The organism is Rhodococcus sp. NPDC056506 (assembly GCF_042794945.1).
Lineage (GTDB): Bacteria > Actinomycetota > Actinomycetes > Mycobacteriales > Mycobacteriaceae > Rhodococcus_F.
Window position 1 is genome coordinate 77913 of sequence record NZ_JBHTSW010000020.1, and the last position, 21465, is coordinate 99377.

Sequence of the window (21465 nt, forward strand, 5' to 3'; positions counted from 1 at the left end):
GAAGAACGTATCATTTAGAGCTAAACGAGGTGTGCAGTGGTGGGCGACTACAACCCGGACGACGCGGTGGACGCGGTTGCGTTGGCCTGGCTTCGCGAGAGGCCGGGCACGCCTGTAGAAGGTATCGGCATCGTGACCAGGCTGTGGATGTGCGCCAAGCTGCTGGGGGAAGATCGCCGACGGGTACTGGCCTCGGCAGGTGCGGACACGGCGACACTGGATCTGCTCAGTGTCCTGCGGCGATCCGGCGAGCCGTATCAGTTGACGACTCGCCAGATCACGGAGCAGACCGGAGTCACGGCCGGTGCGATCTCGCAGCGACTCGCGCGCGCGGAAAACGCGGGTCTGGTGGAGAGATCTCCCGCCGCGGAGGGGTCACGAATTGTGCTCGTGACACTCACTGCCGCCGGCCACGAGCTGGTGGAGCAATTGGTGGACCGAGTCCTCGGCCGTGAAGCCGAACTGACGTCGATTCTCACAAAGCAGCAGCAGGCCGAACTCACCGACCTGCTGCGTGTCTTTCTCGACGGCCTACGAGGCGAACTCGGAGACCCCGGCGTTGCACACGTCGGGGCTTGATCAGGACAGGCGCTCGAACACCGCAGCCAGGCCCTGCCCGCCGCCGATGCACATCGTCTCGAGGCCGTAACGCGCTTCGCGACGGTCCATCTCGCGCAACAGGGTGGCCAGGATTCGCCCACCCGTGGCGCCGACCGGATGTCCGAGGGAGATGCCGGAGCCGTTGGGGTTGATTCGCGGGTCGTCGGGTTCGAGCTTCCAGGTCCGCAGGACTGCAAGTGCCTGTGCCGCAAAGGCTTCGTTGAGTTCGATGACATCCATGTCCGCCAGGGTCAGCCCGAGTCGGCCGAGTGCCTTCTCCGACGCCGGCACGGGGCCGATGCCCATGGTGCGCGGCGGAACGCCCGCAACGCTCCAACTTGCCAGGCGCGCGAGCGGTCGCAGTCCGAGAGCGCGGGCCTTGTCGACGGTGGTGACGATCGCTAGCGCTGCGCCGTCGTTCTGACCGCTGGCATTACCTGCGGTGACAGTGGAGTCGGGGTCGATCTTTCCGCGCATGGGTCGAAGGCGCGCAAGCGATTCCATCGAGGTGTCGGCGCGCGGATGCTCGTCGGTGTCGACGAGGAGGGCCTCACCCTTGCGCTGCGGAACGGATACCGGAACGATTTCCTCGGCGAAGACGCCGTTCTTCTGTGCTGCGACGGCACGCTGATGCGACTGCACCGCGAGTGCGTCCTGATCTTCGCGGCTGATCGAGAACTCGGCGCGCAGGTTCTCTGCCGTTTCGATCATTCCGCCGGGGACCGGGAAGTCGCGTCCACCGGCTGTGATGCGGGCGCGGGCCAGGCGATCGTTGAGTGCAACACCCTCACCCTTGACGCCCCAACGCATTCCGGTCGCGTAGAACTCGGCCTGGCTCATCGACTCGGCACCGCCGGCGAGGACCAGATCACTGCCACCGGACTGAACCTGCATGACAGCCTGGATGATTGCCTGCAACCCCGACCCGCACCGGCGATCGACCTGCATGCCGGGAACGTCCACACCCAGACCGGCGTTCAGCGCCGCGATGCGTCCGATCGCAGGGGCCTCGCCGTTCGGTGAAGCCTGGCCGAGGATGACGTCGTCGATCTCCGCGCCGGAAATGCCGGTACGCGTGACGAGTTCGGTGATCAGCGTCGAGGCGAGATCTTCCGGGGCAACGTCGCGGAATACACCGCCGAAGCGGCCGACAGGGGTGCGGAGCGGTTCACAGATGACAACGTCAGACATTGGTTCTTCCTTGGGTCTGCCCGATCAGCGAGTAGCTGCCGAGTGATTGTTGGACGACTGAGTACGTCCGAGATCGATGGAGATGGCGTCTGCGGTGGCGACTGCGGCCGGAACCAGTTCATCGCGAACAGCTTCGGCGCTGTAGCGGGCAGCCTGGGTGGAGATGTTGACGGCCGCGACCACGTCACCGGTTGCGTCCCGGATGGGTGCGGCGAGAGAGCGCAGACCCTCTTCGAGTTCTTGATCGACTATCGCGAATCCGTCGGCGCGAATCTTCTCGAGTTCGGCGCGCAGTCCGTCGGCGGTCGAGATGGTCTTGCCGGTCAGCCGGGCGAAGGACACTCGGGCGAGGTAGGCGTCCAATGCGTCGTCCGGCAAGCCGGCGAGCAGGACCCTGCCCATGGACGTCGCATAGGCGGGAAAGCGCGTGCCGATGGTGATGGACACCGTCATGATGCGGCTGACCGGAACACGAGCCACGTAGACGACGTCGTCACCGTCGAGGATCGACACGGACGTGGATTCACGGACCTTGGCGGACAAAGCTTCCAGATGCGGCCCGGCAATCTCGGGGAGAGACAGACTGGACAGGTAGCTGTAGCCGAGTTCGAGGACGCGAGGCGTCAACCAGAACACCGAACCGTCAGTACGTACGTATTCGAGTTCGACGAGTGTGAGCAGGAAGCGGCGAGCGGTCGCACGCGTGAGATCGGTGTGCCTGGCAACCTCGCTGAGGGTGCGACGCGGGTGCTCACCGTCGAAAGCCTTGATGACGGAAAGCCCACGGGCCAGCGACTGCACGTAGTCCGGGGACGGTCCCGGCGCCTGCTCGCTGCTGTTCTCACTCATGGTGTCTCGTTCTCCTCAGGTTCGGCCGAGAGGTCCGCGAGTGCTTGCTTTCCCAGCGCAAAAGCCAAGTTGCTGTTCGGCACACCCGCGTAGACCGCAGTATGGAGAAATACTTCCACGAGTTCGTCGGGATCGATCCCGGCACGCAGCGCAGCGCGAATGTGCATGTCGAGTTCGTGTTCGTTGCCGACGGCGGTGAGGATCGCGAGAGTGAGGAGCCTGCGGGTGTGGTGATCGAGGCCGGGGCGTGACCAGATGTCGCCCCACGCCGTGCGAGTGATGAAGTCCTGGAACGGGGCCGTGAATTCGGTGGCGCCGGCGATGGAACGGTCGACGTGGGCGTCGCCGAGCACCTGGCGTCGTACGGTCATGCCTGCCGACACCGCGGCGCTACGTTGGGCGAGCGCAGATGTGTGCGAGGCGATATGCGTGGCAAGTAGTTTGGTGACGCGCCCGGCCTGTTCGACGCTGGCGAGGTGTGCGCCGGGATCAACGACGTGCAGTACCGCGTCGGCGATACCGTCGGCGATCGCGCTCAACGTCGCCGGAGGCGTCGCCGGATCCTGCTCGCCAGCGATGAGGAGCGTCGGAGCGACGATGCGTGCCAGGTCGGCGCGGCCGTCCCACACCGAAAGTGCCTCGCAGCAGGCGGCATAACCCTCGTCGGGTGTGGCTTCGACCATTGCGACGTGGCGGGCAACTAGTTCCGGATCGTTGTCGGCCAGTCCCGGCGTGAACCAGCGTCCGACGACGGCGGCCGCGATGGACGCGATACCGTCCGCTCGGACAGCCTGGGCGCGATCGATCCATGGCTGAGCCGGGGCGAACTGCGAGGACGTGCACATCAAGGTCAACGTCTCGACGCGAGTGGGGTTGTGTGCGGCGATCCACTGGCTGACGGCGCCGCCGAGGGAGAGCCCAACGAGATGTACGGACTCGAGTTCGAGCGAATCGAGGAGAGCGATGACATCGCCGGCAAGATCGGCAATGGAGTAGGGGCCGGCAGGTACCGGTGACTTGCCATGGCCGCGATGGTCGACGGCGATGACGCGGTAGCGATTCGACAGCGCGTGAATCTGCGGCTGCCACATGGACAGATCGGATCCGAGTGAACCCAGGAGAACTACTGCGGGAGCATCAGGATTGCCGGTCTGTTGAAAGTTGAGCGCGACGTTCATCGAGATCCTCCTGTAGGGCGTTCGGCGAGGGCACGGTCGACCAGATCGGTGGCGTGGCCCAGATAGTGTGCGGGGTCGAGTAGTTCGGCGATCTCCGCTTCGCTCAGGTGCGCGGCGATGGCGGGATCACGATCCAACCTGATTCCGGAAGTGGCTGCCGCTGTGACGATGTCGCGTGCTCGATCGGTGTGCGCGGACAGTGCCTTGGTGACCCGCTCGGCGAGAATCAGGCCACCGGTGATGTCGAGATTGCGTGCCATCGACTCGGTGTGCACTTGCAGGCCGGTGAGGCTGACGGAAAGCTGGTGCGCTGCTCCGCCTGCCAGACGCAGGAGTTCGGTGACGGTTTCCCACTCGGCGTGCCAGGGGCCTGCAGCGCGGGCGAATTCGTGATCCATGTTCGACAGGGCTGTGGCGACCAGTGCGGGAGCACGTCGCGCTGCTGCGCGGGCGGTGATCGCCGCAACCGGATTCTGCTTGTGCGGCATGGCCGATGAGCCGCCCGGAGCGCTTTCGGCGACCTCGGAGAGTTCGGTGGACGCCATGACGGTGATGTCGGTGGCGGGCTTGGAAACAGCGCCGGCGACGATACCGAGCGTCGTCGCGAGTTCTGCGATGGTCACGCGGTCGGTGTGCCAGGGAGCAACCTGCCTGGCCAGGCCGAGTTCGTCGGCAAGTGCATCGGCGATCCTGAGCCCGTCGGGATACAACGCAGCGAGTGTGCCTGCGGCGCCGCCGAACTGAACCGGCAACGTGGACAGCACGATCTCGAGGCGGATCGCGGCGGCGTCGAGTGCCGTGAACCAACTCGAGGCCAGAAGGCCGAAAGTGGTCGGAAGTGCCTGCTGGCCCAGAGTTCTCGCGACCATCGGAGTGGAGCGATGGAGGCGGGCGAGGTGGGCGGCGGAATCGGCGGCGCGTGTCAGGTCGGCAAGAACCACCGCGCCCGCGCGTCGCGTCAACAGCATGAGAGCGCAGTCCATGATGTCCTGGCTGGTGGCTCCCGGATGCACCACGGAGGCAGGCACACCTTCCTGTCCCACCCTTTCGCGAAGCATCTTCACCAGCGGGATGACAGGATTTCCACCGGCTGCCGACGCCCGGCCGAGCGCCACGATGTCCAGACCACCCGGTTGTGAGAGTTCGGCCGCAGCAGCAGCCACCGCGGCGCAATGTTCCCCGTCCGCCAATCCGACGGTGGCCATCGCGCAGCTCAGCGCGGCTTCCACGTCGAGCAACGCGGTGACCCACGCCTGGTCGGACAGGTGTTCCGCTACTCGGGTGGCCCCGAACACCGGATCGAACAGTGCGCCGCGAGTGGGCATGTGTACTCCTCTTACAGTTCGAAGAAGGGCGTCTCGACGCCGTTCGCGTCCTCGTCCTGAACATAGACCGTCCAGGAGTACCCATCGTCGACCTTGGTTGCAACCAACTTCGCGCGTTCGGTTTCGCTCAGTGAAGACAGCACCGGATCTGTTGCGTGTGCGTCGGTGTCCTCGGGGAAGTACAAGCGGGTGACCAGGCGGTCGAGCATGCCGCGAGCGAAGACCGACACGTTGACGTGCGGGGCTTCGTCCACATCCGTTTCAGTCGGCTGCGCTCCGGGTTTGACGGTGTGAACCAGTGCGGTGCCCGTGGGATCCGCTGCGCTGCGGGCGAATCCGCGAAAACCCGTCGGAGTGAGGTCCACTGCGCCGCGGGGGTCGTCCGGATGGTTGAAGCGTCCGAGCGTATCGGCCTGCCATGTTTCGATCATCGCGTCCGCGACGGGTGTACGGGCGCCGTCGATCACCGTGATGGCCAGCGTGATTCGTCCGGGGGTATCGCTCGGGGCAGCGTCGGGGCCGTCCGTCCAGGGGAGGCCGATGTGCCAGTACGGCCCGACGGTCTGAGAGGGCGTGACACCGAAGGGGGCAGTGGTGAAGTCGCCGGGGACGACCGGATAAGTGGGTGCGGGCTTCGCGGTGTGATCAGTCATCGTGGTCTTCCTCGTTCTCGAATACGGAGGCGTTACGGCCGCGCAGGACGATGTCGAAGCGGAACCCGAGAGCCCAGTTGGGGACTGTGGCGTCGTAGTCGAAGACGCTGACCATGCGATGACGGGCCTCTTCGGGCACCGCGTTGTAGATCGGGTCCTGGAAGAACATCGGATCGTCGGGGAAGTACATCTGCGTCACGAGGCGCTGCGTGAATGCCGTGCCGAACAGCGAGAAATGGATGTGGGCCGGTCGCCAGGCGTTGTCGTGGTTCATCCACGGGTAGGCGCCGGGCTTGATCGTGGTGAAGCTGTAGTGGCCGTTCGCGTCGGTCACGCAGCGACCGAGCCCGTTGAAGAACGGGTCCAGCGGCGCGGGCCAGTTGTCGCCGGTGTGGCGGTAGCGTCCACCGGCGTTGGCCTGCCACACCTCGAGCAGCGTGTGGGGGACCGGCTTTCCGTCGCCGTCGAGTACGCGCCCGTGGACGACGATGCGCTGCCCCTGTGCTTCGCCGCCGTTGGCAATGGTCAGGTCGTTTTCGCCGGCGCCGACGCGATCTTCGCCGAATACCGGCCCGGTGAGCTCCGTGAGGCGCTGGGGGAGCAGCTTCAGCGGTTGCTTCGGGTGGCGAAGAGAAGTGGTCTTGTAGTCCGCGAAATCGGCCGGGGCGTTGACGCCAGTCGGCCGCTGGTACCTCGGCGGTAGATGCAGCATAGGGAACCTCGTCGTTCGGTTACGTGAAGGTGTTCGCAATGTGTACATGTGTTGCGCTCTGCGAACAGAATAGTTCGTGAATGTGACCCAGGCAATGCCGGGGGCAAAAAATGTTCGTGATGCGCACGGGGGTTCACAATACGTACGCACCGCGCTACTGTGATCGACATGATGGACAAAGTCATTCCCACTGCTGCCGAGGCCGTCGCCGACGTGCCGGACGGCGTCACGATCGCTGTCGGAGGTTTCGGACTCGTCGGAGTGCCGGAGATCCTCATCGATGCGCTCCTCGCGCAGGGCGCGACGTCACTCGAAACGGTGAGCAACAATTGCGGCACCGACGGGTTCGGGCTCGGAGTGCTCCTGGAGAAGGGGCGCATCCGCCGTACTGTCAGCTCGTACGTCGGCTCCAACAAGGAGTTCGCGCGTCAGTACCTTTCCGGTGAGCTCGAAGTCGAACTGACGCCGCAGGGCACGCTCGCCGAGCGCATGCGTGCCGGGGGAGCCGGAATTCCCGCGTTCTTCACCCCGGCCGGCGTCGGCACCCAGGTCGCCGACGGTGGCCTGCCACTGCGTTACGACGGCAGCGGCGGCATCGCAGTTGCGAGTCCGCCCAAGGAAACTCGTGACTTCGACGGCGTCACCTACGTGATGGAGCGCGGCATCGTCGCCGACTATGCACTGGTCCATGCCTGGAAAGGTGACCGGCATGGCAACCTCGTCTACCGCGCGAGTACCCAGAACTTCAATCCGGCTGCAGCAACGTCGGGGCGCATCACCATTGCGCAGGTCGAGCACCTCGTAGAGCCGGGTGAGCTCGACCCCGCCGAGATCCACACGCCGGGCATTCACGTTCAGCGTGTTGTCCACGTCGGCCCCGTGACGGTCGGCATCGAGAATCGGACGGTACGAGCATGACTTCTGTACTACCCACCAAACTCACCCGCGAAGAGATGGCGGCCCGCGTCGCGCGCGAACTCGAGGACGGGCAGTACGTGAACCTCGGCATCGGTATGCCGACGCTGGTTCCGAACTACCTCCCGACCGATATCACCGTCGTATTGCACTCGGAGAACGGCGTTCTGGGCGTGGGGCCGTACCCCACCGAGGACGAACTCGATCCCGAGCTGATCAATGCAGGCAAGGAGACCATCACCGTTCTCCCCGGTGCGTCGTTCTTCGACTCCTCAGCGTCGTTCGGCATGATCCGCGGCGGCCAGGTCGACGTTGCCGTGCTCGGTGCCATGCAGGTCAGTGCCACCGGAGACCTCGCGAACTGGATGATCCCCGGCCACATGGTCAAAGGCATGGGCGGCGCGATGGATCTGGTCCACGGCGCAAAGCGTGTCATCGTGATGATGGAGCACGTCTCGAAGAAGGGCGAGCACAAGATCGTGGAGGAGTGCTCACTTCCGTTGACCGGTAAGGGCTGCGTCCAGCGAATCATCACCGACATGGCCGTGATCGACGTGACTGACGACGGTCTCCGCCTGGTGGAGACGGCTCCGGGCATCAGCGTCGACGACGTGGTTGCTGCCACCGGTGCGAAACTGATTCTCTGACAAGTCGTTTCATCGATGTGCTCAGCCGCCGGGTCGTGACTTTCAACCGACCCGGCGGCAGCATTACGCCCCGACGTCGTTCAGTTCGCTCTCGACCGGAATCCAAAGTTTGAATCGCGCGACGGTGAAATCGTCGTTGTACTCGGTACGCATTATCTCGGGACCAGGCACGGAGCGAAAAGGGTTGGCCGGGAACCATTCCGTGCAGATGTCTCGCCACAGATACTGCACAGGCTCGATTGCCGATCCGTCGGCGGTGAACACGGCCCACGTGTGTGCGTCGACCGAAAGCGCTTCGAAGCCTGAGGGCGCGGTTTCGCCGGTGACCACTCCCAGGTAGTAATCCAGTTCTGTGCCTTCGGTTCTGGGATGCGCCAAATTGTCGACAACACTGACGATTCCCTCCGGTTCTTGATCGGACAGTTCGCGCAGCCCTCGCAGCGCGACCTTGTCCACGGTGCGGGTGAAATCTTCGATGGCAGAATTGGGACCTTCGTGAACCAGTGGTACCCGGGTTTTGAATCCGACTACCGTCAAGGCGGGTTTGTCTACAAGCATGTAGTCCATCGGTGTGGCTCCTTCCAACGTCACGTGAATGACAAGCTTCGGTTGTGATTTGAGAACGGCGGGAGCGCGTTTGACTGCGCCGGGACTCACGCCGTGAAATGTGGTGAACGCTCGTGTGAAGGCTTCCGCGGACGAGTACCCGTACTTCACGGCTGTCTCTAACACTCCTGACCTGCTGACCGACAACTCGGCACCGGCGAGGGTGAGTCGACGTCGACGGATGTACTCCGACACGGGGATGCCGGCTAGGGCCGAGAACATCCTTCGGAAGTGATATTCCGAGGTGGTTGCCAGCCTTGCCATCTCGGCTGTGTCGATCTCGCCGCTCAGATTGCCTTCGATGTAGTCGAGCGCGCGGTTCAGTCCGTCGATCATCGTGTCTTCCTGTTCACGGGTTTCACGCTACGCAGATCGCCTCGGTCGTACCCGACTATCCGTGCCCGAAAAAGTAGGGCAGGAAATGCATCTGGACAACTCAGTTAATCATCATTATCTTGAATCGAACATCGATGGTTGACCAGGAGGCACAGTGAGCACCCGTTTTCCGCAGGCTGAATTGACCGAGGTGCCCGAGGACATCGCCACCAAGATTCTCGAGATCCAGGAGAAGTCGGGGTTCGTGCCCAACGTCTTCTTGATGTTCGCTCGTCGGCCAGCCGAGTTCCGGGCATTCTTCGCGTACCACGACGCGATCATGCTCAAGGAAGATTCCGCGCTCACCAAGGGTGATCGAGAAATGATCGTCACCGCGATCTCTGCGGCCAATAAATGTACGTACTGCGTTGTTGCGCACGGCGCGATTCTGCGTATCTACGAGAAGAAGCCGCTGGTCGCCGATCAGGTTGCGGTCAACTATCGCACTGCGGAGATCTCCGATCGTCAGCGCGCGATGCTCGACTTCGCCACCAAGGTGAACTCCGCCTCTCACGAAATCGCCGACGCCGATTTCGATGCTCTCCATGAGCACGGCTTCGGTGACGAGGATGCGTGGGACATTGCGGCGATCACTGCCTTTTTCGGCCTCAGTAACCGAATGGCGAGTTTTTCCGGCATGCTGCCCAACTCGGAGTTTTACCTGATGGGGCGAGTTCCGAGGTCCTGATTCCTGCTCGCTGAACATAAGCTTCCAATTTTTCGGACCGACCGGTCGTAACGTCTGGAACTCAGCCGACGAAGTAAAGGCTGTCCACGCCGGAATTGCCGTCTTCGTAAAGAAGGCCGAAAGGTTGAGCGCTATGTCGGAGAAGTCCATCGCCCATTCTCGGAGGGTCCGCTCTGCGGCCGCCGGTGCCGTACTCGCTCTCGGATTGGCGGTGGGCGGCACGGGAATTGCATCGGCAGAGCCGGAAACCGTGTGTACCCCGAGCGCAGATCCGCTGGTGACCTGCGCTGAGGAAGAGGCAGTTCCCACTACCGACGCCGACGCGGCGACAAGCACCGAGACCGCACCCGAGAAGGCCGAGGCCGGCGCTGCAGAAGCAGGTACTGCCGGAACCGCGGGAACGGACGCCGCAGCACTGGCGGAAGCCGAAGCAAAAGCCAAAGCCGCAGCCGACGCCGCAGCGAAGGCGGCCGAAGCAGCCGCGACGGCAGGGGTCGACTCGTCCGCAGCGACAGACACTTCGGTGAAGGCGACCGAGGCAATGACTCAGGCGAGCGTCGAGGCAACCAAGGCGGCGGTCGAGTCGACCCAGGCCAAGGCTGAGGCCGGAGCAGCAGAACAGTCTGCCAAGCAAGCCGAAGAGGCGGCCAAGGTTGCGGAGTCCGCTGCGGCCGACGCCAAAGAGGTAGCAAAAACAGCGCAGGCAGAAGCAGACGCTGCCGCAGCCAAGGCAACGGAACTCGAGGAAGCTGCGAAGGCCGCCGGTTCGGGGACCAAGACCGAAGAGGCAGCAAAGGCGCGCGCCGAGGCCAACGCTCTGCAGGCCAAAGCAGATGAGGCGAAGGCCGCCGCGGATGCAAACGCCAAACTGGTAGCGGACAAGAACAAGGAAGCCGACGAAGCCTTCAAGAACTGGGACATCGCGAAGGGACTCGCCGCAAAGGCTCAGGCGCTGGCCGCCGCTTGGAATGCCAAGCAGCTCGCGATCACCGTCAAGGAAACTCAGAAGGTGGCCACCGCCGCCGAAACCACCGCCAAGGCAGCCGAGTCCGCGGCTGCAACCGAGGTAGAAGCTGCCACGGCCGCCCGTAAGGCCGCCGACGAAGCTGCTGCTACCGCAGCTTCTGCACAGAAGGACGCCGACGCTGCACAGAAGGCCGCAGAGACGGCCCAGGCCGATGCTGCAGGGGATGCGGCCACCGACAAGCGAGCAATCGCCGACGAAAAGGCTGCCGAAGCCGCCAAGAAGGCCGAAGCTGCCGAAGCGGCGAGCAAGAAGGCACAGGATCTTTACCTGGCCGCCGAAGACGCCAAGGCCGCAGCCGACGCCGCAGCTGCAAAGGCCAAGGAAGCTCAGGCTGCCGCGGCTGCCGCAAAGGCCGAAGCGGATGCAGCGCAGAAGATCGTCGACGAGCTCAAGGCAAAGGGCGAGAAGGAGATCGACAACGGAACAGGCGTCGGCGGTGAAGTGATCATCGGTGAGCACACTGACGACGGTTCCGGAGTCACGAAGGTAGACGAGACCACCGCTGTAGTGAACAAGACCGGCGTGAAGCTGGTCGGCTACTACAACAACAAGGGCGCCTTCGACGTCGTCGACTACTACGTCACCGACGCCGACGGTGATCCGGCACTTGCCGGAAGCCTGCCCCCGGTCGATCTTGCTCTCGGTGACACTGCAAGTAGCACCAGCGGTAGCAGCAGTTCCAATCTGCCTGCTGTGCTGATCGGCGTCGGAGTCGTGGGCGCCGCAGCCGCAGCAGCTACGACGGTGGTCGTCCGTCGCAAGCGTCATGACGGTACGGGCAACACGTCTGCGTAGCGCGGGCCTCTCGGCGGTAGCGATCCTCGCACTCCTCGTATCCGGATGTTCGGGCGAGAACGCTGGATCGCTACCTGACCGCTCGCCGGTGCAGTCGCATATCGCGGCTGCACCGGCATCGGTGAACGTCGACCCGGCCGAACCGGAACGGATCGAATTGAGGTCTGCGTCCGGGGCTACGTACCTGAGCAGTCCGTTGCACGCGGAGAAACTGATGCGCGGCGGCGAGAGTGGACAGCAGCTGAATCCGGTCGACGAGCTGCCGGTGTGGTGGGGCGAGAGCGGACTGCCGGGAACGTCGACCGCACAGACCGTTGTTGTCGTCGGGCACAACTACACCACTCGCGAAGCACCGTTCCGAGCGCTACGCGTAGTGGAGCCAGGTGATCGCGTCCTGCTGGAAACACCGAACGGAGTGCTCGAGTACGACGTCGAAACCGTCGGGCCGCTGCACAAAGGTTCGCTGCTGGGCGCACACGAGTTGCGCGAATCCGTTCCGGGACGGCTGATCCTCGCCAATTGTGATGTCGTCGAGGGGGAGTCGACGCCGGACAACTACATCGTCGTCGCTCAGCTGGCAACGCACTGAATCCGCGACAGTGCAACAATGGGTACATGGATTCTCTCGGTCTTCTCTCGGAACTGGTAGCCCTCGACACGGTCTCCGGAGAGGCAGCTCCCCAGCGCAGAGCCATGGATTCGATTGTCTCGTTGGTGCTCTCGCGTGCGCCGCAGGCAAAGGCGGAGTCGGATCTGACCGGCAAACATCCCTGGGCCTTGATCACCAACGAAGCAGCCCCCTCGGCGGCAAGACTGCTGTTCGCCTGCCACGTCGACACGGTGCCGGTGGGCACTGTCTCCGACTGGGAGTTCGATCCCTATGCCGCGCAGGTCGACGGCGAATTGTTCCTCGGCAGAGGAACATCGGACATGAAAGCCGGCCTTGTTGCCGCTACTGCCGCGGTAGTCGACGCCTTCGAACGTGGAGTCCCGGTCGCACTACTGCTGACGAGCGACGAGGAAATCGGATCGCTCGGTGCCGTTCGTTCGGCCGACGCCGTAGCGGATCTCCAGGTCGGGGCAGTCATCGTTCCCGAGGCGACGGGCAATCGAATCAACCTGGGGCACCGCGGTGCACTGTGGCTCGAGGTATCCGTCAAAGGAAAAGCCGCGCACGGAAGTACGCCGCAGCGAGGAACGAACGCCGTCCTCAAACTGCTCGACGTCGTCGACCGAGCTCGACGTGAGCTTCCGCTGTCGTCGGACGCGTTCCTGGGTGCCGAAACCTGGAACCTCGGCTTGGTCGGCGGGGGTTCGGCTCCGAACATCGTGCCGGACAGTGCACGTGCGGTGATCGATCACCGCACGGTGGGAGACGGCGCAGACCTGCTCGCATGGTGGCGCGCCCAACCGGAGGTCGACTCGGTAGAGACGTCGATTCACCTGGGAGGTGTGCGTACCGACGCGTCGGATCCGTGGTTGGCCACCTTGCCGATCCCTGTTGCAACCGAACCGGTTTCGTACTTCACCGACGCTTCGGTGCTGGCAGCGGCCGCCCCAGGAGCTCCCGTCGTGATCTGGGGGCCTGGTACTCCCTCGCTGATGCATGCGGCCAACGAAAGCGTAAAGGTCTCGGAACTGGACGATGCAATTGCTGCTTACGGTGCGGTCGCTGCTGCTTGGCCGACGGTGGACTGACGGACAATCAGTTCAGGAGCAAGCGCAATGTGGGCTGTCGACTCGGAAGAGTTGTTCATCGCCTGATCCAGAAGTCGCACAGCTTCTTCCGCGATTCTCTCCTGTGGCTGTCCGACGGTGGTCAACGGCGGATTGCACAGTTCGGAGAACGGGATGTTGTCGAAACCGGTGACCAGGACGTCGCCGGGGACGTCGATGCCCAGTGTGTGGCAGGTTTGCAACACGCCGAGTGCAATCAAGTCGTCGGCGCAGACCAGAGCGTCGGGGCGAGTTTTGCCGGTCAGGATGGTGTTGGACGCCGTGCGCCCCCACTCGATCGAGTACTCGCCGAGTTGTGTCCACTCGTCACGAGTTTCGATGCCCATTCGATCCGCGTGGCGGAAGAAGCCGGCCCGGCGAAGTTCTGTTGACGAATTGGTCAGCTCGGAACTGATGAAGGCGGCCGATCGCGCGCCACGCTCGGACAGATGCTCCATCACGAGGGATTGTGCGGCGTCGTCGTCGACGCCGACCCAGTCCGTCTGGGTATCCATGGCAAACCGGTCCAGTTGAACGACCGGAAGCGTTGCCGCGCTGGCTCGGACGGCCTCGGCACTCAGTTCGCCGTGGCACGGGCTGATGATGATTCCGTCTACCTGTCGCGAGACGAGCGACTTCAGTCGCTGCGCTTCCACGTCGGGGTCGGAACGAGAATCGCACAGGAACAGTTGTAGTCCGCGCTGCGCGAGGACGTGTTCGACATTGACCACCAACGAAGTGAAGAAGGGGTTCGCGATGCTCGGAACCACCATTCCGACAGTGTCCGTCCGATTACGACGCAGTGAGCTGGCGATGATGTTTCCCGAGTATCCGAGAGAATCCGCGGCTCGTTTGATCGTCGCTGCAAGCTCGTCAGAGACAGGGCGGGATCCGGACAGTGCCCGCGACACGGTGGCAGTTGACACCCCGGCCAGTTCCGCGACATCGCGAATGGTCGCCTTGCGCATGCGTCCCCCGTTTTCTGCTCGATTCGGGTCCGAGGTTATCGAACCGCACGGTCCAGTGTCCCGCATGTAACGCGATTGAGGCAATCGTTTACATATTCGAATTGTGAAATCCTTGACACAACCCGGTGTTGATCGCATAACCTGCTAAATCATCAAGGCAATCGATTACATCGTGTGCAGATCTTGTGCATGGACATACAGCGCACATCTTGCGCATGGAATGGGGTAGCTGAAGTGACCGCATCACCGCTCGGAGTCTTTCCGCCCAAGCCCTCGGCGTTGGCAGAGATGTTCACCGGCACGCCTTCTCTCATCGGGGCCATCCACCTCCCTGCTCTGCCGGGCAGCCCGCACTACACCGGGCAGCCGGTTTCGGAAATTGCTCGCTTCGCTGTGGAGGAAGCACACGCGTACGTCGACAACGGTTTCGACGGTGTGATCGTCGAAAATCATTGGGACATACCGTTCCTCAAGCCCGGTGAACACGGATACGAGACCGCCGCCAGCATGGGCGTCATCACGGCAGCGGTGGTCGGCGAGTTCGGCAAGGCCGTCGGCGTCAGCATCCTGTCCAACGCCGGCGAGTGCGGAGTGGCCGCAGCATGGGCGGCAGGCGCGAGTTTTGTGCGCGTCAATCAGTGGGCCAATGCCTACATTGCCAATGAGGGATTCATCGAGGGCCAGGCCGCCAAGACGACGCGCTTCCGCCATCGCATCGGCGCCGACCCGGTCAGGATCTTCGCTGACGTGCACGTCAAGCACGGTGCGCATGCCATTGTCGCGGACCGCACTGTCGCGGAACAGACCGAAGACGCCGAGTTCTTCGACGCAGATGTTCTGATCGCGACGGGTTCGCGCACCGGTGACGCCGCTTCGGTCGACGAGGTTTCCGTGATCCGAGACAACACCGTTCTTCCGGTGATCATCGGATCCGGCATCACGGCTGCCAATGTCGCAGCGCTGATGAAGGAATGCGACGGCGCCATAGTTGCATCTTCGGTGAAGGACAATGGACGCTGGTGGGGACGGGTCGCAGGCGAGAAGGTCCGCGAACTGTCCCGGGCTGCAGGAAAGTAACCATGATTGTCTTTTGTGGATACGCCAACAACGATGTGACGGTGCATGTCCCACACGTACCAGTACTCGGGGAGCGCGTTCAGGCAACGGCCATCAGTCAGATCGACGGTGGAATGAATGCAAATGCTGCGGTATCCGCGGCCCGAATGGGCGCGCAGGTGATCTTTGCCGGTGCTGTGGGCCCGGACGCGCGGTCCACCGAGTTTCTCGAAGCCCTCGAGGCAGATGGCGTCGACACCAGTTGGTCGCCGCGAGATGCGTTCCTGTCGACGGCAGTTGTTCTCATCGCGCAGGACGGCGATCGCTCCATCATCAGCCAGGATGACCCGAACGATGCCGAACGCATCGGAGTTGTCGTCACCCGATTGGCCGCTGCCGGCGGTGGACGACTGTTCCTCGACGGATACCGTGCGGTCTTCCTCCCGGATGAATTACCGGGAAGCGTAAGTCTGGTAATCGATCTGGACGGTTGTGAAAACAAGACCGCAGCGATGCGGGCGTTCGCACTCGCTGATCACGTGGTCGTAGGGCGCTCCCTGTGGGAAGGCGAGTTCGGGATCGATTTCGATCAGTGGCAGACACTGGCCGCCGAGCACAACACCCACCTATTGGTGACCGACGGCTCGCGAGGTTGGACACTGGCTACACCGGACGGCGAGGTGACGAGCGAACCGGCAGTAGTGGTCGACGTCGTCGATGCAGTCGGAGCCGGTGATTGCTTCGGCGGTACGTACATAGCCTTCATCGACGCCGGGCGCTCACCGGTAGACGCCGCACGACTCGCCGGGGCATCGGCTGCATTGGCTTGCGCCACTGCCGGACCCCGCGGATGCCCTACCCGAGATGAATTGGACAGCTTCACAGCAACATTGACCCCTCACACCCTTTTGGAGACTCGATGATGAAACGTGCATTGCCTCTGGCTCTGGGAGCTGCAGTCGCGCTCACGCTCACCGCTTGTGACTCGGCGTCGTCGAGCGACTCGAAAGACGCATCGGGTGGCTCGTCCATCCCGCAGCCGACCCGGGTCGCCGAGAGCTGTGACGGGACGAACGGCAAGCTCAAGGTCGGTCTGGTGACCATCAACCTTCAGGCGCTGTACTTCAACCAGATCAACAATGCCGCGAAGAACGTCGCGGACAAGGCAGGCGTCGACCTGCAGATCATCAGTGGCAACGACGATTCCGTCGCACAGGCCAATGCTTTCGACAATCTGATCGCCGCCGGTGTCGACGCGATCATCGTTGACGCGATCGACACGGACGGAATCAAGCCGTCGGTGGTCAAGGCCAAGAACGCGGGCATCCCTGTCGTCGCGGTCGACGCGACCATCGACGATCCGGCACTGTCGACTCAGGTCGGTACGGCCAATGCAGAGGGCGGTGCCAAGATCGGAAACACCTTGGCCGATGTCGCGAACAACACCGGAACGGTCGGTATTGTCGGGGCGCTCAACAGCACTGTCCAGCTGGAGCGGCAGAAGGGCTTCACCGAGACCGTAACCGGCCGCGGAATGACCGTCGGCACCGTCGTGGACGGACGTAACATTCAGGAGAACGCACAGACCGCAGCGGAGAACCTGCTGACCGGCGGTGGCGACATGAAGTACGTCTACGCAACCGGTGAGCCGGCCTTGATCGGACTCGTCGCGGCGGTCAACAGTCAGAAGGCGCAGGATCGCATCGAAGCAGTCGGTTGGGATCTTTCGGATCAGGCGGTAGGCGGACTCAAAGCCGGTTGGCTTAAAGGCGTGGTCCAGCAGAACACCTTCGAATTCGGCCACGAGGCAATGAATTCGGCAATCGACCTGGCTTGTGGACGCGGCGCTCCGGCAAACATCCCCGTTCCCACCCAGATCGTGACTCCGGAGAACGTGGCCGACTACATGTACTACTTGGAGAAGTAATCATGGCACCTCCACTGATCGAACTCTCGGGCATCACCAAGTCGTACGGACCGGTGAAGTCCCTTCAAGGAGTGGACCTTCGGCTGGCGAAGGGTGAAGTACTCGGAGTGGTCGGCGACAACGGCGCCGGTAAGTCCACTCTGATGAAGATTCTCGCCGGCGCGGTTCAGCACGACGGCGGTGAAATGCGAGTCAACGGTGAACCAGTACGCTTTTCGACGCCGCTCGACGCGCAGCAGAAGAAGATCGGAATCGTCTACCAGGACCTGGCTCTGTGCGACACGCTCGACGTCGCCAGCAACCTGTTCCTCGGCCGAGAACCGCGAAAGGGTCCCTTCCTCGACCGGCATGCCATGCACGAGAAGGCGGCTCACATTCTTGCTGACCTGCATGTCAAGGTGAAGTCGACCTACCAGGAGATCGGGCAGCTGTCCGGCGGACAGCGGCAAACCGTCGCGATCGCCCGCGCGGTCTCCTTCCGGCCCGACGTGCTGATCCTCGACGAGCCCACCGCAGCGCTTGCCGTCGCAGAGGTCGAGTCGGTGCTCAAGCTGATCACGGACGTGGCAGCGGCCGGGGTGGGCGTCATTCTCGTGACGCACCGCCTGCAGGATCTGTTCCGCGTGTGTGACCGAATCACGGTCATGTACGAGGGGCAGAGCGTCGACGACGTTCCGATCGGCGACCTCAACATCGAGTCTCTCGTCGGACTCATCACTCGAACTCCGGTGCCGCAACGGACACCGGCAGCAGCACAGGGAGTCACGGCATGACCACTCTCGAGAAGACCCAGGCACCGGTCGAGCGAAAGCTCGCCGCCAAGCCGTCGTTGTGGGACAGCGTCAACAAGCCGACGCTTGCGATGCTCGCGGTGACAATTGCTGTCGCAGCTGTCTTCTCGGCGACCACGTCGTCGTTCCTGACATTCACGAACCTGTCGAACCTGGCAACCCAGATCGCTCCGGTTCTGATCATCGCGGTAGCAATGACTTTCGTGATCACGGCCGGTCAGATCGACCTGTCCGTCGGTGCGATCGTCGCGTTCGTCGCGGCGATGAGTGCCGAATTGATCCAGGCGGGCGTCGATTCGTCCCTGGTCTTCGTCGCCGCCCCGGTCATGGGTGCGGCCTGGGGTCTGGTCAACGGTTGGCTCGCTGCCTACCAGGGCATTCCGCCGTTCATCGTGACTCTGGCGACGATGTCCGTCATCCGCGGCATCGCGCTGTACCGGACCGAAGGGTTCTCCGTTCCGGTCCCGGCAGACACCTACTTCGCGAAGCTCGGAACTGCGGAATTCCTCGGGTTCTCCGCCAGCGCCTGGATTGCTCTCGTCGTCGTGGTCATCGGAGCAATTGCGCTCAACCGCATGCGCTTCGGGCGCTACGTCACCGGTATCGGCTCCAACGTCGAATCCGTACGACGGTCCGGCGTCAACACGCGTCGTGTGCTCATGATGACGCTCGTCTTCACCGGCCTGGCTGCAGGCATCGCGGGACTACTGATCGCGGCTCGACTGGGCTCGGGTTCGGCCAACTCCGCAACGGGATTCGAGCTCACCGTGATCACCGCGGTGGTTCTCGGTGGCACCAACCTCTTCGGCGGCCGCGGCACCGTGATCGGTACCGTCATCGGTGCCGTTCTGACCGGCATCATCGCCAACGGATTGACCCTGCTCGGCGTGAGCCCGTTCTTGACGCCGATCATCACCGGTGTCGTTCTGCTACTGGCCATCTGGATCAACATGCGCGGACACACACTGAGCGCGCTGTGGCGACACCTGCAGTCCGCACCGTCGGGGCCTGCACGCTCATGAGCAAGGTTCGTACCGTCACGGGAACTGTGGACAGCTCGGAACTCGGGCTGGTTCTCCCACACGAACATCTGCACAACGACGTCACCGGTGCATACACCGAGGCCCCGGATCCGGTTGTGGCGCAGCGGTTGGCCGGTCCGGTACGTGCCGAGGATGCCTGGCTTCTTCACGACAATCCGTACTACAGCCTCGACAATTGTCGAGTCGACGACGCAGCGGCCGTGGTGGAAGACCTTGCGGACTTCGCTCGCCTCGGTGGTCGGACGATCGTCGATCTGACGCCGCCGGGGCTGGGCCGGGCGCCGGAGAAGTTGGCTGAGTTCTCGCGAAAGTCTGACGTGCGAGTGATCATGGGTTCAGGGTGGTACCTCGAGACGACTCATCCGGTCGAGGTCCACGAACTCGGTGTCGACGATCTGGCAGGTTCGCTCGTCGAGGAGTTCGATCCGGCAAAGGAATTGGCTCCGGGAGTGATCGGGGAGATCGGCGTCTCCCCGCTCTTCACTCAGAACGAGGCGAAAGCGTTGCGGGCGGCGTGCATCGCTCAGCGAGAGGTGGACGTGCCCCTGTTCGTCCACCTTCCGGGCTGGCAGCGCGTCGGACATCACGTCGTCGACATCGTCGTCAACGAGATGGGCGTCGATCCGCAAGCCGTAGTTCTGTGCCACATGGACCCGTCGGGACACGACACCGACTACCAACGATCGCTCGCCGACCGCGGAGTATTTCTCGAGTTCGACATGATCGGAATGCCTTTCGACTTCCCCGGCGAGGGTCTTTCACCACATCCGGCGGAAACAGCCACTGCGGTAGCCGGATTGGTGACTTCCGGCCACGCCTCACAACTGTTGCTCAGTCACGACCTCTTCCTCAAATCAATGCTCAGAAAGCACGGCGGTAACGGATTCTCCTACGTACCACTCGCCTTCGCCGCACGGTTGGTGCGCGCAGGCGTAGATCCCCAGCAAGTGTCCGCACTGATGCGAGACAACCCGAGGTCGCTCTTCGAGCAGGCCGCGAAAGGAAACAGAAGCAGTCATGGGTAAACGAGTACTGATCGCCGGCGAGAGCTGGATGACGACGTCGACGCACGTCAAGGGCGTCGACGAGTTCAGTGTCCATTCCTACGTCGAGGGAGTCGGTCCGCTGAGGGATGCGCTCACCTCACGTGGCCACGACGTGACACACATGCCCGCACACCTGGTGCCGACGCAGTTCCCCGGTACCGCAGAAGCACTGTCGCAGTTCGACGTCGTCGTTCTCTCCGACATCGGAGCGAACTCACTGCAGCTGGCTCCCGGCGTGTTCGACCAGTTCCGCGCCGGCGAGGATCGCCTTGTTGCGCTTCGTGACTGGGTGAACGCCGGTGGCTCACTGATGATGATCGGTGGCTACCTCTCGTTCTCCGGGTTCCAGGCGCGAGCAGCTTTCCGCCAGACCGCGATCGCCGAGGTACTGCCCGTGACGATGCTGGCCGAGGACGATCGCGTCGAGACACCGGCCGGGATCGTTCCCACCGTCGTCGATGCTGCTCACCCGGCTCTCGGTGGTGCCGGCGATTCCTGGCCGGCGCTCCTGGGATACAACCGCGTCGTCGCGAAGGACGGTGCCGTGGTTCCCGCCACCATCAACGGCGATCCGCTTGTCGCTGCAGGTGAATACGGCGCCGGACGGTCGATCGTCTTCACCTCGGACTGCTCCCCGCACTGGGCTCCGCCGGAGTTCTGTGAGCAGTGGCCCGGATACACCGACCTGTTCGACGGCTTGATCAGTTGGGTCGCCGGCGAATGAGTCGGTCCTCAGACCTGCTCGCGCGGCAGCAGAGTAACCTCGCTGCCGCGCGGGCGGTTCCATTCATCACGGAGACCATCGGCGGGACGTTGAGTGATGAGGGATTCCGCCGGTACCTCGTGATCGAAGAGGCATTTGTACTGACGGCCGTCAAGGTGTTGGGGTTGGTGGTCGCCGAATCCCCGACGCTCGACGACGCGCTCGACCACGTGACGTCGATGTCGAACCTGGTGGGCGAACAGCGCGAGTATTTTGCGCAGTTGCGTTCCCGATTCCCCTACGAGGGTGACGCAGCGGCTCTGGTCGAGGAGTCGGCTGTGCTGTCCACGCACGCCTTGGCCCTCGCCCGCGACGAGGGCCGGGCAGCGGCCCTGGTGGGCATGTACGCCGCGGAAACCCTGTATCTGTCGTGGTGCCGGGAGGCTGCGGCAGTCAAGGTCGAGCGCGAACCAGCGTTGCAGGACTGGGTGGACATGCATGTCGCTCCGCCGTTCGTGTCTCAGGTGGCGGTGCTGGCGTGCGAGGTGGACGCCATGCCCGAGTCCGTGAGCGACGAGGACCTGGATCGGTGGTTCTCCGGCATGCTGGCCGCGGAGATCGATTTTCACAAAGTGGCTGTGTGAACCCCTGCTG

23 protein-coding genes are annotated in these 21465 nt (G+C 63.3%); 15 read left to right on the forward strand and 8 right to left on the reverse strand.

All coding sequences use genetic code 11. The annotated features are described in order from the left end of the window. The first annotated feature begins 39 nt into the window (after nucleotides 1-39). Nucleotides 40-579: a MarR family winged helix-turn-helix transcriptional regulator gene (locus ACFQ6H_RS17520; RefSeq protein WP_378647556.1), complete on the forward strand. Its 540-nt coding sequence runs from the start codon at nucleotides 40-42 to the stop codon at nucleotides 577-579. On the opposite strand, the gene ACFQ6H_RS17525 is transcribed toward ACFQ6H_RS17520, so the two are convergent. Genes ACFQ6H_RS17525 through pcaH form a run of 6 tightly spaced genes read right to left on the reverse strand, consistent with a single transcriptional unit; the run spans nucleotide 580 to nucleotide 6508 of the window. Beyond that, nucleotides 580-1791, reverse strand: coding sequence for an acetyl-CoA C-acetyltransferase (locus tag ACFQ6H_RS17525; protein ID WP_378647558.1), 1212 nt, complete (start codon nucleotides 1789-1791; stop codon nucleotides 580-582). 24 nt (nucleotides 1792-1815) lie between these two features. Next, nucleotides 1816-2640, reverse strand: a complete 825-nt coding sequence (locus ACFQ6H_RS17530; protein ID WP_378531222.1) for an IclR family transcriptional regulator C-terminal domain-containing protein — start codon at nucleotides 2638-2640, stop codon at nucleotides 1816-1818. Next, complete coding sequence (pcaD, locus tag ACFQ6H_RS17535) at nucleotides 2637-3818, reverse strand: 3-oxoadipate enol-lactonase (protein WP_378542286.1); 1182 nt, start codon at nucleotides 3816-3818, stop codon at nucleotides 2637-2639. Before pcaD ends, ACFQ6H_RS17530 begins: the two co-directional genes overlap by 4 nt. Beyond that, a complete protein-coding gene (gene pcaB / locus ACFQ6H_RS17540) occupies nucleotides 3815-5143 on the reverse strand; it encodes a 3-carboxy-cis,cis-muconate cycloisomerase (RefSeq protein WP_378542288.1) in 1329 nt (442 codons plus the stop codon). Before pcaB ends, pcaD begins: the two co-directional genes overlap by 4 nt. A gap of 11 nt (nucleotides 5144-5154) precedes the next feature. Then, complete coding sequence (gene pcaG / locus ACFQ6H_RS17545; RefSeq protein WP_378647560.1) at nucleotides 5155-5796, reverse strand: protocatechuate 3,4-dioxygenase subunit alpha; 642 nt, start codon at nucleotides 5794-5796, stop codon at nucleotides 5155-5157. Further along, entirely contained in the window at nucleotides 5789-6508 is a 720-nt protein-coding gene (gene pcaH / locus ACFQ6H_RS17550; protein ID WP_095972088.1) for a protocatechuate 3,4-dioxygenase subunit beta, read from the reverse strand. The genes pcaG and pcaH overlap by 8 nt, the downstream gene beginning before the upstream one ends. A gap of 171 nt (nucleotides 6509-6679) precedes the next feature. Here pcaH and ACFQ6H_RS17555 point away from each other — a divergent pair, with 171 nt between their 5' ends. Further along, nucleotides 6680-7426: a CoA transferase subunit A gene (locus ACFQ6H_RS17555; RefSeq protein WP_378629781.1), complete on the forward strand. Its 747-nt coding sequence runs from the start codon at nucleotides 6680-6682 to the stop codon at nucleotides 7424-7426. Further along, nucleotides 7423-8070 carry a CoA transferase subunit B gene (locus ACFQ6H_RS17560; protein ID WP_019745502.1) on the forward strand — a complete coding sequence of 216 codons (648 nt, stop codon included), beginning with the start codon at nucleotides 7423-7425 and terminating at the stop codon, nucleotides 8068-8070. The genes ACFQ6H_RS17555 and ACFQ6H_RS17560 overlap by 4 nt, the downstream gene beginning before the upstream one ends. Before the next feature lie 63 nt (nucleotides 8071-8133). On the opposite strand, the gene ACFQ6H_RS17565 is transcribed toward ACFQ6H_RS17560, so the two are convergent. After that, nucleotides 8134-9012: a GyrI-like domain-containing protein gene (locus ACFQ6H_RS17565; RefSeq protein WP_378647562.1), complete on the reverse strand. Its 879-nt coding sequence runs from the start codon at nucleotides 9010-9012 to the stop codon at nucleotides 8134-8136. A gap of 154 nt (nucleotides 9013-9166) precedes the next feature. Between ACFQ6H_RS17565 and ACFQ6H_RS17570 the strand changes: the two genes are divergently transcribed. The 4 genes from ACFQ6H_RS17570 to ACFQ6H_RS17585 all read left to right on the forward strand — a co-directional run bounded on the left by ACFQ6H_RS17570 (nucleotide 9167) and on the right by ACFQ6H_RS17585 (nucleotide 13259). Then, nucleotides 9167-9739: a peroxidase-related enzyme gene (locus tag ACFQ6H_RS17570; RefSeq protein ID WP_378647564.1), complete on the forward strand. Its 573-nt coding sequence runs from the start codon at nucleotides 9167-9169 to the stop codon at nucleotides 9737-9739. A 133-nt stretch (nucleotides 9740-9872) separates the two neighbouring features. After that, nucleotides 9873-11561, forward strand: a complete 1689-nt coding sequence (locus ACFQ6H_RS17575; protein ID WP_378647566.1) for a hypothetical protein — start codon at nucleotides 9873-9875, stop codon at nucleotides 11559-11561. Then, entirely contained in the window at nucleotides 11533-12150 is a 618-nt protein-coding gene (locus ACFQ6H_RS17580; RefSeq protein ID WP_378647568.1) for a class F sortase, read from the forward strand. The genes ACFQ6H_RS17575 and ACFQ6H_RS17580 overlap by 29 nt, the downstream gene beginning before the upstream one ends. A 26-nt stretch (nucleotides 12151-12176) precedes the next feature. Then, nucleotides 12177-13259, forward strand: coding sequence for a M20/M25/M40 family metallo-hydrolase (locus ACFQ6H_RS17585; protein ID WP_378647570.1), 1083 nt, complete (start codon nucleotides 12177-12179; stop codon nucleotides 13257-13259). Here the strand turns inward: ACFQ6H_RS17585 and ACFQ6H_RS17590 are convergent. Continuing rightward, nucleotides 13220-14245: a LacI family DNA-binding transcriptional regulator gene (locus ACFQ6H_RS17590; protein ID WP_141488323.1), complete on the reverse strand. Its 1026-nt coding sequence runs from the start codon at nucleotides 14243-14245 to the stop codon at nucleotides 13220-13222. The two genes, ACFQ6H_RS17585 and ACFQ6H_RS17590, sit on opposite strands and share 40 nt — an antisense overlap. A 234-nt stretch (nucleotides 14246-14479) precedes the next feature. Between ACFQ6H_RS17590 and ACFQ6H_RS17595 the strand changes: the two genes are divergently transcribed. Genes ACFQ6H_RS17595 through ACFQ6H_RS17630 form a run of 8 tightly spaced genes read left to right on the forward strand, consistent with a single transcriptional unit; the run spans nucleotide 14480 to nucleotide 21455 of the window. Then, complete coding sequence (locus tag ACFQ6H_RS17595; protein WP_003940276.1) at nucleotides 14480-15322, forward strand: BtpA/SgcQ family protein; 843 nt, start codon at nucleotides 14480-14482, stop codon at nucleotides 15320-15322. A 2-nt stretch (nucleotides 15323-15324) separates the two neighbouring features. Then, nucleotides 15325-16224, forward strand: a complete 900-nt coding sequence (locus ACFQ6H_RS17600) for a carbohydrate kinase family protein (RefSeq protein WP_378647572.1) — start codon at nucleotides 15325-15327, stop codon at nucleotides 16222-16224. Beyond that, entirely contained in the window at nucleotides 16221-17228 is a 1008-nt protein-coding gene (locus tag ACFQ6H_RS17605; RefSeq protein ID WP_019745494.1) for a substrate-binding domain-containing protein, read from the forward strand. The genes ACFQ6H_RS17600 and ACFQ6H_RS17605 overlap by 4 nt, the downstream gene beginning before the upstream one ends. A 2-nt stretch (nucleotides 17229-17230) precedes the next feature. Further along, on the forward strand, nucleotides 17231-18001 hold the full coding sequence (locus ACFQ6H_RS17610) for an ATP-binding cassette domain-containing protein (protein WP_372025254.1): 771 nt from the start codon (nucleotides 17231-17233) through the stop codon (nucleotides 17999-18001). Beyond that, complete coding sequence (locus ACFQ6H_RS17615) at nucleotides 17998-19041, forward strand: ABC transporter permease (RefSeq protein ID WP_372025252.1); 1044 nt, start codon at nucleotides 17998-18000, stop codon at nucleotides 19039-19041. The genes ACFQ6H_RS17610 and ACFQ6H_RS17615 overlap by 4 nt, the downstream gene beginning before the upstream one ends. After that, nucleotides 18996-20087 carry a phosphotriesterase gene (locus ACFQ6H_RS17620; protein ID WP_378647574.1) on the forward strand — a complete coding sequence of 364 codons (1092 nt, stop codon included), beginning with the start codon at nucleotides 18996-18998 and terminating at the stop codon, nucleotides 20085-20087. Before ACFQ6H_RS17615 ends, ACFQ6H_RS17620 begins: the two co-directional genes overlap by 46 nt. Continuing rightward, entirely contained in the window at nucleotides 20080-20832 is a 753-nt protein-coding gene (locus ACFQ6H_RS17625) for a glutamine amidotransferase (RefSeq protein WP_003939869.1), read from the forward strand. The genes ACFQ6H_RS17620 and ACFQ6H_RS17625 overlap by 8 nt, the downstream gene beginning before the upstream one ends. Continuing rightward, a complete protein-coding gene (locus ACFQ6H_RS17630) occupies nucleotides 20829-21455 on the forward strand; it encodes a TenA family protein (protein WP_378446932.1) in 627 nt (208 codons plus the stop codon). Before ACFQ6H_RS17625 ends, ACFQ6H_RS17630 begins: the two co-directional genes overlap by 4 nt. Nucleotides 21456-21465: the final 10 nt, after the last annotated feature.